The sequence below is a fragment of the Pedobacter sp. 22226 genome (genome assembly GCF_052045455.1).
In the GTDB taxonomy this organism is placed as follows: Bacteria; Bacteroidota; Bacteroidia; order Sphingobacteriales; family Sphingobacteriaceae; genus Pedobacter; species Pedobacter jeongneungensis.
The window spans coordinates 191,155-205,880 of sequence record NZ_JBQEPB010000005.1 but is presented as its reverse complement, the minus strand read 5'-3'; the positions used below and the strand labels follow the sequence as shown (position 1 = coordinate 205,880).

The window sequence follows — 14,726 nt, the reverse complement described above, 5'->3', positions numbered from 1 at the left end:
CGTTGATATTTAGTTTACCTTCGTTGACACTAAATAAGCTCGACACCGACCTTTTTTCACCCCCATTGATACTTATTCCACCCTCATTGACACTAATTAAGCTCGACGCCGACCTTTTTCCACCCCCGTTGATATTTATTTTATCCTCGTTGACACTAATTAAGCTCGACACCAATCTTTTTTCACCCTCATTGATACTTAATAAGCTAGACATCGATCTTATTAAGTATCAAACAGCCTATAGAAGAGTCGACTACAGACTATTTTTATCCAAAAACCATTCAAACCGCCTTGAAATTGCATTATTTAAATACAAATCACACTCAATGGTAAATTTTTAAACTATTCCATTCAAATTGATCACCCTGAAAGCTGCTTTCCGTTCAATTCCATTGGCTCAATGATTAAGTTGATGTAAGAAAAAATTATTCCGTGCCAATCAGTGCATCTGTGGCTAAAAAGTTTATTGGTTCATCAGCCATTAGTACATTGGTTAGCAGGATGTGAGAAAGCTCGTGATTCATTATAAAACTGTCAACTCCGAATTGATAACTGAAAAAAAATTTACTTCCGTATCTTCGTAAAAAATCTTTAGAAATAAACCAACGCTCCCAAAATCTCTTTCACCGAAAACTTAGCTCCGCAAACAAATTCATCAGCAGCACCATAATAAATGGTTAATTCATCGCCATTAACCACATGCCCGTTTGTAAATACCACTTCGCCAAAGAAACCATGCAGTTCATAATCTTCTTTAGGTAGCATAATTGGCGCTTCCGTTCGGGCTAATACTTTAGACGGATCATTTAAATCCATTATAAAAGCACCCAGGCAATATTGATGTTTTTCGTTTGCACCATGGTAAATTTCGAGCCAGCCAGCTTCTGTTTTGATGGGCGCGGCGCCGGCACCAACACGTGCGCTATCCCAAAGCCCTGACCTGGTTTTAATAATACATTTATGGTTCCCCCAATGGATGCCATCCGGAGATTCGGCCAGCCAGATATAATTCCCTCCTAAAGCTACGCTGCTGGGCCGGTGAAGCGCATAAAATTTACCGTTTACGCATGCTTCAAATATGGCGCAATCTTTATTGTGCGGTGGAATAATCATTCCATGGTTTTCGAAATTTTTCCAATCCTTTGTACTACGCATGCCCACGCCGACTCCATGCCCTGATACAGCAGTGAAGGTTAAATAATAAGTGTCATCAATTAAGGCAACGCGACAATCTTCGATTCCAAAAGCTTCATCCTCCCCTTCGCCCTGCAATAACGGATACCCTTCAGGCTGATAAAAATTTATGCCATCATCACTACAAACCAATCTTAAATGAGATAAAGTGGTTAGGTAATCAGCGCCTTTGTAATTGATTACTCTCGGATCGGTGGCGTCCAGACCGGGATGGTTTTCTGCAATTGCAATAATATCAATTCCATTTTCTGTTAATACCGGAAAAGAAATGACACCCTCCTTTTGTTCAGGTCTTTCAGCAACGCGGATCAGCAGCCATGTTTTCCCTTTAAATGTAAAAACACCTGGATTTAAAAGGCAAACAATTTCCAGTCCTGCCCTACTTGGAGTTAAATCTTTTGGACACAAAATTGGGTTTTCGGGAAATCTTCTGGCAATATCGGGCATAAAAAATGTTTTAAAGCAAAAAAGGCGACCAAATTGACCGCCTGTTAATCTTATAGAATTGTTATTATAATGAGTTGATCCATTTTACAAGTTCATCTCTTCCTTTTCCGGTTTTCTGTTGAAGTTTCCCCAACAATTCGTCATCCTGTCCTTCTTCGTGTTTTAAATCATCGTCTGTTAAATCAGCATAAGCTTGTTTAACCTTTCCTTTTATTTCATTCCACTTTCCTTTTAATTCTAACTTATCCATGCTCGTATTTTTTATTGTGAATAATGGTTTTTTATAAAATAATTAACAATGTTTGCCACTTTTTGTTTCGTTTTTCGACTCATTATCTAAAAAACCAATTTATTTCAGCTTATTCCCTGAGGTTTTGTGTATATTTTTAATTATATTAAGGGTATCATTTCTACTCACTACTAAACATTATTAACTAAACAACAATTTGATGAAAAAACTACTATTAAGTATGATTTTGTCTCTCGGTTTAATTTCATTTGCTTTCGCGCAGGGCAAAGTGATTACCGGGAAGGTGACATCGGCCTCCGGACCTATTCCTGGCGTTAGCGTATTTGTAAAAGGCTCGCCATCTACCGGCACGCAGAGCGACGCAACCGGAGCCTTTAAATTAGCCGTGCCAGATGATGCCAGAACACTTGTTTTTAGCTTTATTGGCTACAAATCCAAAGAAGTGCCCATTACCGGGCAAACCATTAACGTAAGTTTGGATGAGAAAAACAATACCCTTTCTGATGTGGTGGTGGTTGGTTATGGTACGCAGAATAAACGGGATGTGACAGGGTCTGTGGCTTCTGTTAAATCAAAAGACCTTGAAAACCTGCCTGTAACCAGTTTTGAACAAGCCTTACAGGGTAAAGCGGCAGGTGTGCAGATTGCAGCACAAAATGGAAAGCTGGGCCAGGGCATAACGGTAAGGGTAAGGGGTGCAGCATCAGTAACAGCGGGTAGCGAGCCTCTTTATATTGTAGATGGGATCCCTATTACTTCCGGTGATTTTTCCAGCACCACTGCACCAACCAGCGCATTGGCAGACCTTAACACCAATGATATTGAATCTATCGAAGTACTAAAAGATGCATCTGCTTCGGCCATTTATGGAGCGAGAGCCTCTAACGGCGTAGTCATCATTACAACCAAGCAGGGAAAAGCGGGCAAGACATTGATCCAATTTAACGCATTGGGCGGAATAAGCACTCCATCAAATCACAAGGAGTTTTTAAATGCAGAACAATACGTTAAACTATTACGAAGAGCAGGACAGGGAGCTGCCAATCAGGATTTTCTTAATGGAGATTATGCCACTTTACAGGAAGCCCTTGACGATTACAGTGCCAGCGTTGAAGCACGTTTGAACAGATATTCTGCCGGCAATAATGATTATCAAACTTACAAGGTAAATTCTAACTGGGAGGCGGCATCGTATCAGGATAATCCGGTTACACAACAATACGACCTTAACTTAACCGGGGGAAATGAAAAGACTAAATTTTACATGGGAGGCCAGGCATTGGATCAGCAGGGAATATTAATCGGAAACAGCTACAAACGCTATAGCGGCAGACTAAACCTTACCAATAAGGTAACCGATTTCTTGGAAGTTGGAATTAACCTTAACTTTTCTAACAGCATTAATAACAGGTTATCAAACGATAACGCCTTTTCCAGTCCTCTGCAATCGGTCGCTTTATCACCAATTACACCATTTATTGATCCTAGATCAGGCCTGGTGAGTGGAACTTTACCTGGTGCAGCATCTAACTATCCGGTTTACTATAATCCATTTATTAGTACCGACAATGCTTTTTATAAAGCCACGGTGTACAGAACCATTGGCAAGGCTTTCGCCAACATCAATATTGCTAAAGGTCTAAAATTCAGCACGGATTTTTCAGTTGACAATTTAAACCAAAACGAAGAAAGTTACTATGGTTCATTAACCTTTAGAAATACAGGCACATCAAATGGAGATGGACAGAATATTTCAACTTTCGTAATCAACACCAATACCAATAACTTTTTTAGCTATAACACCGCTATCGGAAAAAGTTCATTTGATGCTGTTTTAGGTACAAGTTATCAAAAATCAACAACTAAATACAGTACTATTGAAGGACAGGATTTTCCTAGCGACTCTTATATTAAACTGGGCTCTGCGGCAACAAAAGTAATTGCAACTAGTAATGAAGGTGCATTCAGCTTTTTATCTTACTTTTTCAGGGCTAATTATAAATATAATGATCGTTATTTAGTTGGCTTTAGTGTAAGGGCTGATGGTTCATCACGCTTCGGTACCAACAACAGGTATGGTTATTTCCCTGCAGGATCATTGGCGTGGATTATGTCGGAAGAAGATTTCTTAAAACAAAGTGAAACCATCAGCCTATTAAAATTAAGGGCCAGTTATGGTTTAACGGGTAATGCGGAGATCGGAAATTATTCTGCACGTGGTTTATTTAGCGGAACAGGCGCTTACGGTGGTTTACCCGGACAGATACCTTCGCGGATTGCCAATCCAGATTTGACCTGGGAAAAAACCAAACAGCTGGATATCGGTTTCGATTTCGGAATCTTAAAAAACAGGATCACAGGAGTTTTTGATTTCTATCAAAAAAACACAACAGATTTATTATTGGATGTCCCTATCCCACAAACAACAGGTTTTTCTACTAAAACGCAAAACTTAGGATCGTTAAAAAACACAGGTTTTGAATTAGGCATCAATACCGAAAATTTTGTAGGTGCATTTAAATGGTCAACAGCTATAACAGGCGCAATTAATAATAACAAAATTACCAATTTGGGTGGACAGGTTTTAAACAGCAATGAAATTAATGCCGCTATTTCCGGTCAGCCGATTGGTGTATTTTATCTTCCTGAATATGCCGGGGTAAATCCGGCCAATGGAGATGCTTTATATTACCTGAACACTACGGATGCATCAGGTAATATCGACCGATCAACTACAACGGATATTAATAAGGCACAAAGGATATTTGCCGGAAATCCGAATCCCAAATATACATTCGGTATAAACAATACTTTTTCTTTCAAGAATTTTGATTTGGGAATATTTTTCCAGGGCGTAAAAGGTAATAAGATTTTTAATTCAGGTGGTCAGTATATGAGTGCAAATGGCTCAAATGGTTATGATAACCAAACGACCGATCAGATGGATTATTGGGACAAACCAGGCGATATAACTACAGTTCCGGAGCCACGGTTGTTTGCTGGCAATGGTGTTGGCAACTCTACCAGGTACTTATCTGATGGTTCATATCTCCGCTTAAAAACGTTAACACTTGGCTATACTTTTCCGGCTTCCGTATTAACCAAAATTAAACTGAGTAAATTAAGATTATACGCTACCGCACAAAATTTAGCAACAATTACAGGTTACAAAGGCTGGGATCCTGAAGTCAATGCCGATTATCAATCAACCAACATTAATCAGGGGGTTGATTTTTATTCTGCACCTCAACCACGCGTAATTTCATTTGGTATAAACATTGGGCTATAATTAAACAAGAATCAAAATGAAAAAGACATATATAAATAATATCATATTTACCTGCATATTGTTGATGATGCTATCATCATGCAAGAAAGCATTAGATATAAACCCTGTTGATACTATCGAGCAAAAAAATGCTTTAAATACGTCAAAAGATGTGGAAGGTGCATTAGTTGGTGCTTATTCTGATCTCGGCAGCCGTAATTTCTTTGGTGGGCGACCATTTTTAATGGCAGATTTCCTGGCTAATACTGATGCTGTAGAATGGTTTGGTACTTATGAAGAATTAACACAGGCTATCAACAAATCACTATTAAAAACAAATGTTTTTGTTGATAACGTTTGGGCTTCCGGTTACACTGCCATTAATGATGCTAATAACGTAATCGCAGCAATTGATAAGGTTGATGCCGCAAAAAAAAGCAGGGTTGAAGGAGAAGCGAAGTTCATCAGAGGGGCTGCCTATTTTGAACTGGTTAGACTGTTTGGAAGGGACTATAATGATGGTTCGCCAACTACAAATCTGGGAGTACCTATAGTATTAACACCAACCAATCTCATCAGCGAGGCTAACTATGTAAGCAGGGCTACCGTTACCGCTGTCTACAACCAGGCTATAGCCGATTTAACAGACGCCGAAACTAAGCTTCCGGCAACTAATGGTTTTTTTGCAACCAAATCGGCTGCGGCTGCTATGCTGGCCAGATTATACTTACAAATGGGTAATTACTCCGCTGCAGCTAATGCAGCAAACCGCGTAATTACATCGGGAAATTATCATTTAACCAGTAACTACCTGGATGCTTTCCCAAAAATGCCGGAGAGTGGTAAACCGGCAAAACCTGGAGACAATACCACGGAAGATGTTTTTGCCATGCAGGTAACAACGCTTACCGGATTTAATGGATTTAACGAGTTTTATGGTTCATCAACTTTTGGCGGACGTGGAGATGCTGTAATTTCGCAAGATTGGATTGATGCAACCTACAGCACCGATGATGACAGGATTAATGCCTTTTACGATGATGACGATATTTTTACCGCTAAATTTGGCAACCAATTTGGTAATGTTCCCGTGATCAGACTTGCAGAGATGTATTTAATCAGGGCAGAATCCAATGTACGTTTGGCACCTGCAGCACCAATTGGAGGCGTAACACCATTGCAGGATTTGGCGACAGTTAGAAGCAGGGCTGGCTTAACGACAATAACAGCTACCCTGGCAGACATCCTTAACGAGAGAAAGCTTGAATTTGCTTTTGAAGGCTTTTCATTGCACGATGCGAAAAGAACTCAAACTAACATCGGTAACATACCATGGAATTCAACCAAATTGGTTTTCCCGATTCCACAACGAGAAATTGATGCCAATACCAAATTGACTCAAAACGCAGGCTACTAATCATATTTTTCATAAACAACAAAGCCTCCTGAAAATCAAATCAGGAGGCTTTGTTGCTAAATTAAGTTTATACTAAAGCTTCTTCGCTGCTTCAATAATTTCTTCTACCACACCCGGATCGAGCAAGGTAGAGGTATCACCTAAATTGCTGGTATCGCCTTCGGCAATTTTGCGTAAAATCCTGCGCATAATTTTACCCGAGCGTGTTTTCGGCAAGCCGGAAACAAATAATATTTTATCAGGCTTGGCAATCGCGCCAATTACACGCGTAACCGTTTGTAAAATATCCTTTTTCGATAATTCTGCTTCGCCATGCATTTCAGGGTAAATCACGAAAGCATAAATCCCCTGTCCTTTTACATCATGCGGGTAGCCTACCACTGCACTTTCTACCACACCGGCATGCATATTAATGGCATTTTCTACCTCAGCCGTACCGATTCTGTGTCCTGAAACATTTAAAACGTCATCTACACGACCAGTAATCCGGTAATAACCATCCTCATCGCGCAAACAGCCGTCGCCGGTAAAATATAAATTTTCATAAGTAGAAAAATATGTTTGCTTGCATCGTTCGTGATCACCATAAGTGGTACGCAGCATACCTGGCCATGGGAATTTGATACAAAGATTTCCCATTACACCATTCCCTTCAATTTCATTGCCATTCTCATCAACCAAAATCGGCTGGATACCAGGCAAAGGCAGGGTTGCAAAACTAGGTTTGGTTGGCGTTACCGTAGCAATGGGCGAAATCATAATCCCTCCGGTCTCGGTTTGCCACCAGGTATCAACAATAGGTGCTTTACCATGACCGATTTTCTCATCGAACCAATGCCAGGCTTCTTCGTTAATCGGCTCTCCTACCGAGCCCAAAACGCGGATAGTGCTTAAATCTTTTCCGTTCAAGGGTTCATCGCCATAACTCATTAACGAACGGATAGCGGTTGGAGCAGTATATAAAGTATTTACTTTATGTTTTTCTACAATATCCCAAAAGCGCGATGGCGTAGGGTAAGTCGGGATACCTTCGAAAAGCACAGAAGTTGCACCCTGCGAAAGCGGTCCGTAAACAATATAAGAGTGACCGGTAATCCAGCCGATATCTGCCGTACAGAAATAAACTTCACCCGGCTGATAATTAAATACATTCGAAAAGGTATAACCTGCATAAACCATATAACCGCCACAGGTATGCACCACACCTTTAGGCTTCCCGGTAGAGCCTGAGGTATAAAGGATGAACAGCATATCTTCTGCATCCATTTCTTCAGCTTCACAGATATCGTTTACATGTTTTACTTCATCTTCCCACCAAACATCGCGGCCTTTCAGCATCGAAACAGGCGTGCGGACATGTGTTAATACAATACATTTCTCTACCGTTGGGCAACCGATCAATGCATCATCAATTACATCTTTTAAAGGAATCTGTTTGTTACCACGGTAAGAACCATCGGCAGTAATTACCACTTTACACTGCGAATCGTTAATCCGGTCGGCAATGGATTTTGCAGAAAAGCCACCAAAAATAACCGAGTGAACGGCACCAATCCGGGCACAGGCCAAAACAGCAATGGCCAGTTCGGGTACCATTGGCATATAAATACAGATGCGGTCGCCTTTTTTAGCACCATTGCGTTTTAACACATTGGCAAAACGGCAAACACGCTCGTGCAACATCTTATAAGTATAGGTAACGCTTTCTTCTTCAGGATTATTTGGTTCCCAGATGATGGCCGGTTTATCGCCATTGGTTGCAAGATGACGGTCTAAACAGTTTTCGGTAATATTAAGTTTAGCGCCTTCAAACCATTTAATATTGGGCTCATTAAAATTCCACGATAAAACCTTAAACCAGGGTTTACGCCATTGAAAATTCTGTGCTACTTCGCCCCAAAACTGTTCGGGGTTTTCTACGCTTTTTTTATAATCTTCTTCGTACTGCTTAAAAGATGTTATTTGCATTGCTCTGTTTTATATTTTGGATTAGTTGCGGCTAATTTAAATAAATAATACCAAGGAAAAATACTCTTATCGTATCAAAATGAATATCAAACGTTTGATTCGAAATATTTTTTTTCAATATATTAAGAATTTAATATTAAGCGTTAATATACATTGCACAAACCTTTGCGGCCTTCAGATATTAATTATAAAAATAATTAGCTAGGCTATTGTCTTTTACAATTATTATTCAGATATTTGCACACTCTTAAAAAAATTAAGCGGACGATATTAACAACTATATTTACAAGTCATGTCAAGAGTTTGTGATTTAACAGGAAAAAAAGCAATGGTAGGTAACAACGTTTCTCACTCAAACGTTAAAACCAAACGCAAATTTTACCCAAACCTACAACTTCAGAAATTTTATATTCCTGAAGAAAACCGTTGGATTACGTTGAAAGTTTCTACTTCAGCGATCAAAACCATCAATAAAGTGGGCATTAGCGAAGCAATTAACCGTTTCGTAAAAAAAGGATTTTTGTAAAAAACATTAACTGTTGAGATTAACAGTTTTCAATTTATAATAAAATGGCAAAAAAAGGTAACAGAGTTCAGGTTATTTTAGAATGTACTGAACATAAAGAAAGTGGCATGCCAGGTATGTCTAGATATATTTCTACCAAGAACCGTAAAAACACTACTGAGAGATTAGAATTGAAAAAATTCAACCCGGTATTGAGAAAAGTAACCGTACATAAAGAAATTAAATAGGTTAAGAATAAAAGACCAAAGCTTAAAGACTAAAGCATTTGCAAGTCTCAAATCTAATGTCTGATATCTCAAATCTAATAATTAAAATTATAAGAACATGGCAAAGAAAGTAGTTGCAACCCTTAAAACAGGTACAGGTAAAGAATATTCGAAAGTTATCACAATGGTAAAATCACCTAAAACCGGTGCTTACTCATTCAAAGAACTTATCGTACACAACGACCACGTAAAAGATGCTATCGCATCTAAATAAGGTTAATATTTTTTAATATAAAAATATTAAAGGCCGTTCCGTTTTAACCGGAAGGGCTTTTTTTGTTAGTGAAATTTACGGTAGGAAATAATTGATTATCTTTGATTAAAAGCATAACCATGGAAGCGTACAAGTTTAAGACAAAGGTTTCTGAAAATGGAACTATTTCTGTTCCCGAAGGATTTGATGTAAAAAACAAAGAAGTTGAAGTCATTATTTTAGTTCAGACGGAACAAAATATTGCTCAAGAAAGATCCTCAGAAATTTCTCAATAAACTTACTGGGCATTTAATACATTCACCCAATTGTAGCTTTTAAACACCTACCGATTTCTTAAAAAACATAAAAAACTAATGGGTTTATTCGATTTTTTCAAAAAGAAAGAAACTGCACCTGAAGCCCAGGAAGCATTGGATAAAGGTTTAGAGAAAACCAAAGATGGTTTTTTCAGTAAAATTACCAAGGCTGTAGCAGGAAAATCCTCTGTTGATGATGAGGTACTTGATAACCTCGAAGAGGTTCTGGTTACTTCTGATGTAGGCGTAAGTACTACCTTAAAAATCATCAAGCGCATCGAAGAGCGTGTTGCAAAAGATAAATACCTTAACACCTCTGAACTTAACTTTATTCTCCGCGATGAAATCCAGTTGTTGTTATCAGAAAATAACAGTAATGATTTTCGTCAGTTCGAATATGGCGACCATAAACCTTATGTAATTATGGTGGTTGGTGTAAACGGTGTGGGTAAAACCACTACCATCGGAAAACTGGCACATAAACTTAAAGAATCAGGTCTTAAAGTTGTTTTAGGTGCTGCCGATACTTTCAGGGCCGCTGCGGTTGATCAGATTAAACTTTGGGGCGAACGTGTAGGCGTTAGAGTTGTGGCGCAGGCTATGGGTTCTGATCCTGCTTCAGTGGCTTTTGATACTTTACAATCGGCCGTTGCCAGTGGCGAAGATGTAGTGATTATTGATACCGCCGGACGTTTGCACAATAAAATTGGCTTAATGAACGAGCTGGGCAAAATTAAACAGGTGATGCAAAAGGTTGTTCCTGGTGCTCCTCACGAAATTTTACTGGTACTGGATGCCTCTACCGGTCAAAATGCTTTTGAGCAATGCAAGCAGTTTACCGAAGCAACAGATGTAAATGCACTGGCCATTACCAAATTAGACGGAACAGCAAAGGGAGGTGTAGTAATCGGGATTTCAGACCAGTTCAAAATCCCTGTTAAATATATCGGTGTAGGTGAAAAAATAGGCGATTTACAGCTTTTTGACAAGAAAGAGTTTGTGAATAGTTTGTTTAAATAGGCGTAGTTATTTCAATGCCATCGTCATGCTGAATTTATTTCAGCATCTTTTAAAAAAGCCCCTGAAATAAATTCAGGGTGACGGCTATATTAATACAGTAAAGATCAAGTGTAAAAGATGAATACCAAAATAGTAAGAAGTAAAAGCGCAATTAAACAACCTAAAATCAATGTTATTACATTAGGTTGTTCAAAAAACATATACGATTCGGAAGTATTGATGGGGCAATTGCGTGGCAACAATTTAAATGTTGTGCACGAATCAGATAAGATGGGTAAAGATGATATCGTTGTAATTAATACCTGCGGTTTTATCGATAATGCTAAACAAGAATCAATAGATACCATCCTGCAGTTCAGTGAGCTTAAAGAAGCTGGCAAAATTGGTAAAGTGGTGGTAACCGGCTGCTTATCTGAGCGTTACAAACCCGAATTAGAATCGGAAATTACCAATGTTGATGCCTTTTTCGGCACGAACGATCTGCAGAATATATTACATGAGTTAGGTGCCAATTACAAACATGAGCTTATTGGCGAACGTTTGCTTACTACCCCATCACATTTTGCTTATTTCAAAATTGCCGAAGGCTGTAACCGTCCATGCTCTTTCTGTGCCATTCCGTTAATGCGTGGCAAGCACATGAGCAAGCCAATGGAAGAATTGGTTAACGAAGCAAAAATTCTGGCTAAAAACGGCACAAAAGAACTTATTTTAATTGCCCAGGACCTTACTTATTATGGTTTGGATCTTTATGGTGTACGTAAATTAGATGAACTGATGCGCCGGTTATCTGATGTACCAGGTATCGAATGGATCCGTTTACAATATGCCTACCCTTCTGGCTTTCCTATGGAAATTTTAGATGCGATGAATGAACGCGATAACATCTGCAAATATCTGGATATGCCATTACAGCACATTACCGATAACATGCTAAAATCGATGCGCCGTGGTACCACCAAACAAAAAACCATCGATTTAGTGAATCAGATCCGCGATAAAGTACCAAACATTGCCATGCGTACCACATTAATCTGCGGTTACCCGGGAGAAACAGAATACGATTTCGAAGAAATGAAGGAATGGGTTGCTGAGACAAAATTCGACCGTTTAGGCTGCTTTACCTATTCGCATGAAGAAAAAACCCATGCACATACTTTAGTTGATGATATTCCGGACGAAGTAAAACAACAACGCGTGGATGATATTATGGAAATTCAGCAAGGTATTTCATTTGATATCAATCAGGAAAAAGTAGGCAAAACTTTTAAAGTATTGGTGGATAAAAAAGAAGGTGATTTCTTTGTGGGAAGAACTGAATTCGATTCACCGGAAGTGGATAACGAAGTGTTAATTGATGCTGCAACAGGTTATGCTGCAAACGGAAGCTTTGTTAATGTAAAAATCGATCGCGCTGAAGATTTCGATTTATACGGAACAATTGTATAAAATAAAACCCTCATAGGTTTTAACATCTACGAGGGTTTTTCTATAAACTTTAACCTTCTATTTTTTAGGTTCAGGCCTGTTTTTAATCTGACTAGGCTTTAACCAGATTTTAGCACCTTTAGAGTTTACATAATATTTTTCATTTTTAGCATTAATGTAAACATCAGTTCCGTCTGGTGCCATTTTACCTTTCCAGGTTTTATCTGCAACTTTCGAGCTTCCTTTTACAGCAACTTCTGCTGTTTTATTACCTACAGATTTAGCACCTTTTCCAATTGCTTTACCTGTATGGTCTAACGCTTTACCAACTTCTGTTTTTTTCTTTTCCTGAGCATTTACATTTAGGGCTGCACCACCAAACAAGGCAAGTGTTAATAAACCCATTACTAATTTCTTTTTCATGACAGCTATATTTTGTTTAGGTGATAACAGTTGATCATTAGATTTGTTTTATTTCTGTTACATAAATAAAGATAAAATTTTAAAATATTATTTTTTAAGCCGGCCACACCAATCAATGGGTACGAAGCAAATAATTAAGCCAATTTGTTTCCTGAACCGTCCTTTGTTCAATAAACCTTATTGCAGCGGCTATCTTTTTTGTTGCAAATCCTAAAATAATGTACTAACGCTCACAAAAAATAATAGCGGAAAGAAAGACTGGCCCCAACCGAAAAGCAAGGAACCAGCTTTACAAAATAAACTTTAATTCTTTTTTTGGAGCGCAGTGCCAGAGCTACTATTCAAGTTTGTTCCCGTGCTGCGCTATATCCCTCCGCTGCGCTTCAGGGATGCCGCTGCGCCCGGGGCTAAGAAACACAGGTGCTGCAATAAACAAGGCACAAAACATCTAATAATAGGCAAAGCGCCGGTTTGTTTCTTACGCTGCCTCTGGTTTAATAAACTTTATTGCAGTGGTTATCCTTTTTGTTGCACAAACCAAAGATACTCCACTAACCCTCACAAAAAGATAATAGCGGAAAGAAGGACTGTCCCAACCGAAAAGCAAGGAACCAGCTTTACAAAATAAACTTTAATTCTTTTTTAGAGCGCAGTGCCAGAGCTACTATTTAAGTTTGTTCCCGTGCTGCGCTATATCCCTCCGCTGCGCTTCAGGGATGCCGCTGCGCCCGGGGCTAAGAAACACAGGTGCTGCAATAATCAAGGCACAGAACATAGGCAAAGCGCCGGTTTGTTCCTTCAGCTGCCCCCGGTTTAATAAACCTTATTGCAGCGGCTATCCTTTTTGTTGCACATCCTAAAATATTCTGCTAACCCTCACAAAAAGATAATAGCGGAAAGAAGGACTGCCCCAACCGAAAAGCAAGGAACCTTGATTTACAAACAAATATTAAATAAAAAATAAAGCCTGATACTCGGCGTTAATTTAATTTTTCTGCCAATAATTTCATTTCGATGCGCGGCGAACGGTTCTCATAGATAATGCTATGTACCGCCTTACAAATTGGCATATCTACATTATAGGCCTGATTTTTAATGTGCATGCATTTTACGGCATAATAACCTTCGGCAATCATATTCATCTCTAACTGGGCCGATTTTACGGTGTACCCCTTGCCTACCATGTTGCCAAAAGTGCGGTTGCGGCTAAATTGCGAATAAGCGGTAACCAATAAATCGCCGAGATAAGCAGACTCCTTAATGTCGCGATCGATCGGGTGAACTGCATCTACAAAGCGTTTAATCTCGCGGATGGCATTGCTGATCAGTACCGCCTGAAAGTTATCGCCATAACCGATTCCATGACAGATACCGCTGGCCACGGCATAAATATTTTTTAAAACTGCGGCATACTCCGTCCCGAAAATATCGTCGGACACATTGGTTTTAATATAACGGGTATTTAAAAAAGAAGCAAAGGTTGAAGCCTGCTCTATATTGGTACAGGCAATGGTTAAATAAGAAAGCTTTTCGAGGGCAACTTCTTCGGCATGGCATGGACCGCTAACCACCAGAATATCGTGGTACGGAACGCCATATTTTTCGTGCATAAACTCACCGATAATTAAATTATCTTCCGGCACGATGCCTTTTATGGCAGAAATGATTTTTTTACCTTTTAAATCCTCAGCAGTAACAGAAGCTAATGTGGTTTTTAAAAATGCCGCAGGAACGTTTAAAATCACAAAATCAGCAGATTTTACAATGGAATTGATATTCGATGAAATATGATCATCCTGGCCAAGTTTAATCTCAACAGAACTGATGTAATTGGGATTATGCTTAAATTTCTTGATGTGCTCTATAGCACTCTCATTACGCATCCACCAAAAAATTTCCTTTTCAGCTAAATTATCTGCAAGCATTTTTACAATGGCAGTAGCCCAGCTCCCACCCCCTATCATTGCTATTTTAGGTACCATGATTATAAAATAAAAATCCCGGTTTAA

Annotated in this window: 13 protein-coding genes; 8 read left to right on the top strand and 5 right to left on the bottom strand. The window is 39.0% G+C overall.

Annotation, left to right across the window (positions count from 1 at the left end):
* Positions 1 to 591: 591 nt before the first annotated feature.
* Together ACTJKC_RS13115 and ACTJKC_RS13110 are read right to left on the bottom strand one after the other, a co-directional pair.
* Complete coding sequence (locus ACTJKC_RS13115; RefSeq protein ID WP_440792495.1) at positions 592 to 1,641, bottom strand: glycoside hydrolase family 130 protein; 1,050 nt, start codon at positions 1,639 to 1,641, stop codon at positions 592 to 594.
* Positions 1,642 to 1,705: 64 nt separating this feature from the next.
* On the bottom strand, positions 1,706 to 1,891 hold the full coding sequence (locus tag ACTJKC_RS13110; RefSeq protein ID WP_029276197.1) for a CsbD family protein: 186 nt from the start codon (positions 1,889 to 1,891) through the stop codon (positions 1,706 to 1,708).
* A gap of 199 nt (positions 1,892 to 2,090) precedes the next feature.
* Between ACTJKC_RS13110 and ACTJKC_RS13105 the strand changes: the two genes are divergently transcribed.
* On the top strand, positions 2,091 to 5,180 hold the full coding sequence (locus ACTJKC_RS13105; RefSeq protein ID WP_440792493.1) for a SusC/RagA family TonB-linked outer membrane protein: 3,090 nt from the start codon (positions 2,091 to 2,093) through the stop codon (positions 5,178 to 5,180).
* Between the two features lie 16 nt (positions 5,181 to 5,196).
* Positions 5,197 to 6,576: a RagB/SusD family nutrient uptake outer membrane protein gene (locus ACTJKC_RS13100; protein ID WP_440792491.1), complete on the top strand. Its 1,380-nt coding sequence runs from the start codon at positions 5,197 to 5,199 to the stop codon at positions 6,574 to 6,576.
* Between the two features lie 72 nt (positions 6,577 to 6,648).
* On the opposite strand, the gene acs is transcribed toward ACTJKC_RS13100, so the two are convergent.
* Entirely contained in the window at positions 6,649 to 8,544 is a 1,896-nt protein-coding gene (gene acs / locus ACTJKC_RS13095; RefSeq protein WP_440792489.1) for an acetate--CoA ligase, read from the bottom strand.
* Positions 8,545 to 8,836: 292 nt separating this feature from the next.
* Here acs and rpmB point away from each other — a divergent pair, with 292 nt between their 5' ends.
* The 6 genes from rpmB to rimO all read left to right on the top strand — a co-directional run bounded on the left by rpmB (position 8,837) and on the right by rimO (position 12,315).
* Complete coding sequence (gene rpmB / locus ACTJKC_RS13090; RefSeq protein WP_025145121.1) at positions 8,837 to 9,070, top strand: 50S ribosomal protein L28; 234 nt, start codon at positions 8,837 to 8,839, stop codon at positions 9,068 to 9,070.
* A gap of 44 nt (positions 9,071 to 9,114) precedes the next feature.
* Positions 9,115 to 9,297, top strand: coding sequence for a 50S ribosomal protein L33 (gene rpmG / locus ACTJKC_RS13085; RefSeq protein WP_010599807.1), 183 nt, complete (start codon positions 9,115 to 9,117; stop codon positions 9,295 to 9,297).
* 97 nt (positions 9,298 to 9,394) lie between these two features.
* The gene (locus ACTJKC_RS13080; RefSeq protein ID WP_010599808.1) at positions 9,395 to 9,550 is read left to right on the top strand and encodes a DUF4295 domain-containing protein; all 156 of its coding nucleotides are present in this window, start codon (positions 9,395 to 9,397) and stop codon (positions 9,548 to 9,550) included.
* Between the two features lie 119 nt (positions 9,551 to 9,669).
* Positions 9,670 to 9,825, top strand: a complete 156-nt coding sequence (locus tag ACTJKC_RS13075) for a hypothetical protein (RefSeq protein ID WP_158544351.1) — start codon at positions 9,670 to 9,672, stop codon at positions 9,823 to 9,825.
* Between the two features lie 78 nt (positions 9,826 to 9,903).
* Positions 9,904 to 10,866 carry a signal recognition particle-docking protein FtsY gene (gene ftsY, locus ACTJKC_RS13070; protein WP_440792485.1) on the top strand — a complete coding sequence of 321 codons (963 nt, stop codon included), beginning with the start codon at positions 9,904 to 9,906 and terminating at the stop codon, positions 10,864 to 10,866.
* 117 nt (positions 10,867 to 10,983) lie between these two features.
* Complete coding sequence (gene rimO, locus ACTJKC_RS13065) at positions 10,984 to 12,315, top strand: 30S ribosomal protein S12 methylthiotransferase RimO (RefSeq protein WP_440792483.1); 1,332 nt, start codon at positions 10,984 to 10,986, stop codon at positions 12,313 to 12,315.
* Positions 12,316 to 12,372: 57 nt separating this feature from the next.
* Here rimO and ACTJKC_RS13060 read toward each other — a convergent pair whose 3' ends face one another.
* Both ACTJKC_RS13060 and ACTJKC_RS13055 read right to left on the bottom strand, forming a co-directional pair.
* Positions 12,373 to 12,717: a hypothetical protein gene (locus tag ACTJKC_RS13060; protein WP_025145126.1), complete on the bottom strand. Its 345-nt coding sequence runs from the start codon at positions 12,715 to 12,717 to the stop codon at positions 12,373 to 12,375.
* Between the two features lie 980 nt (positions 12,718 to 13,697).
* Entirely contained in the window at positions 13,698 to 14,699 is a 1,002-nt protein-coding gene (locus ACTJKC_RS13055) for an NAD(P)H-dependent glycerol-3-phosphate dehydrogenase (protein WP_440792481.1), read from the bottom strand.
* Positions 14,700 to 14,726: the final 27 nt, after the last annotated feature.

Excerpts from the sequence above, each read along its gene's own strand:
- ACTJKC_RS13110 (WP_029276197.1), bottom strand. The coding sequence starts at position 1,891 with ATGGATAAGTTAGAATTAAAAGGAAAGTGGAATGAAATAAAAGGAAAG.
- ACTJKC_RS13080 (WP_010599808.1), top strand. The coding sequence starts at position 9,395 with ATGGCAAAGAAAGTAGTTGCAACCCTTAAAACAGGTACAGGTAAAGAA.
- ftsY (WP_440792485.1), top strand. The coding sequence starts at position 9,904 with ATGGGTTTATTCGATTTTTTCAAAAAGAAAGAAACTGCACCTGAAGCC.
- ACTJKC_RS13055 (WP_440792481.1), bottom strand. The coding sequence starts at position 14,699 with ATGGTACCTAAAATAGCAATGATAGGGGGTGGGAGCTGGGCTACTGCC.
- rpmB (WP_025145121.1), top strand. The coding sequence starts at position 8,837 with ATGTCAAGAGTTTGTGATTTAACAGGAAAAAAAGCAATGGTAGGTAAC.
- acs (WP_440792489.1), bottom strand. The coding sequence starts at position 8,544 with ATGCAAATAACATCTTTTAAGCAGTACGAAGAAGATTATAAAAAAAGC.
- ACTJKC_RS13075 (WP_158544351.1), top strand. The coding sequence starts at position 9,670 with ATGGAAGCGTACAAGTTTAAGACAAAGGTTTCTGAAAATGGAACTATT.
- rimO (WP_440792483.1), top strand. The coding sequence starts at position 10,984 with ATGAATACCAAAATAGTAAGAAGTAAAAGCGCAATTAAACAACCTAAA.
- ACTJKC_RS13115 (WP_440792495.1), bottom strand. The coding sequence starts at position 1,641 with ATGCCCGATATTGCCAGAAGATTTCCCGAAAACCCAATTTTGTGTCCA.
- ACTJKC_RS13100 (WP_440792491.1), top strand. The coding sequence starts at position 5,197 with ATGAAAAAGACATATATAAATAATATCATATTTACCTGCATATTGTTG.
- ACTJKC_RS13060 (WP_025145126.1), bottom strand. The coding sequence starts at position 12,717 with ATGAAAAAGAAATTAGTAATGGGTTTATTAACACTTGCCTTGTTTGGT.
- ACTJKC_RS13105 (WP_440792493.1), top strand. The coding sequence starts at position 2,091 with ATGAAAAAACTACTATTAAGTATGATTTTGTCTCTCGGTTTAATTTCA.
- rpmG (WP_010599807.1), top strand. The coding sequence starts at position 9,115 with ATGGCAAAAAAAGGTAACAGAGTTCAGGTTATTTTAGAATGTACTGAA.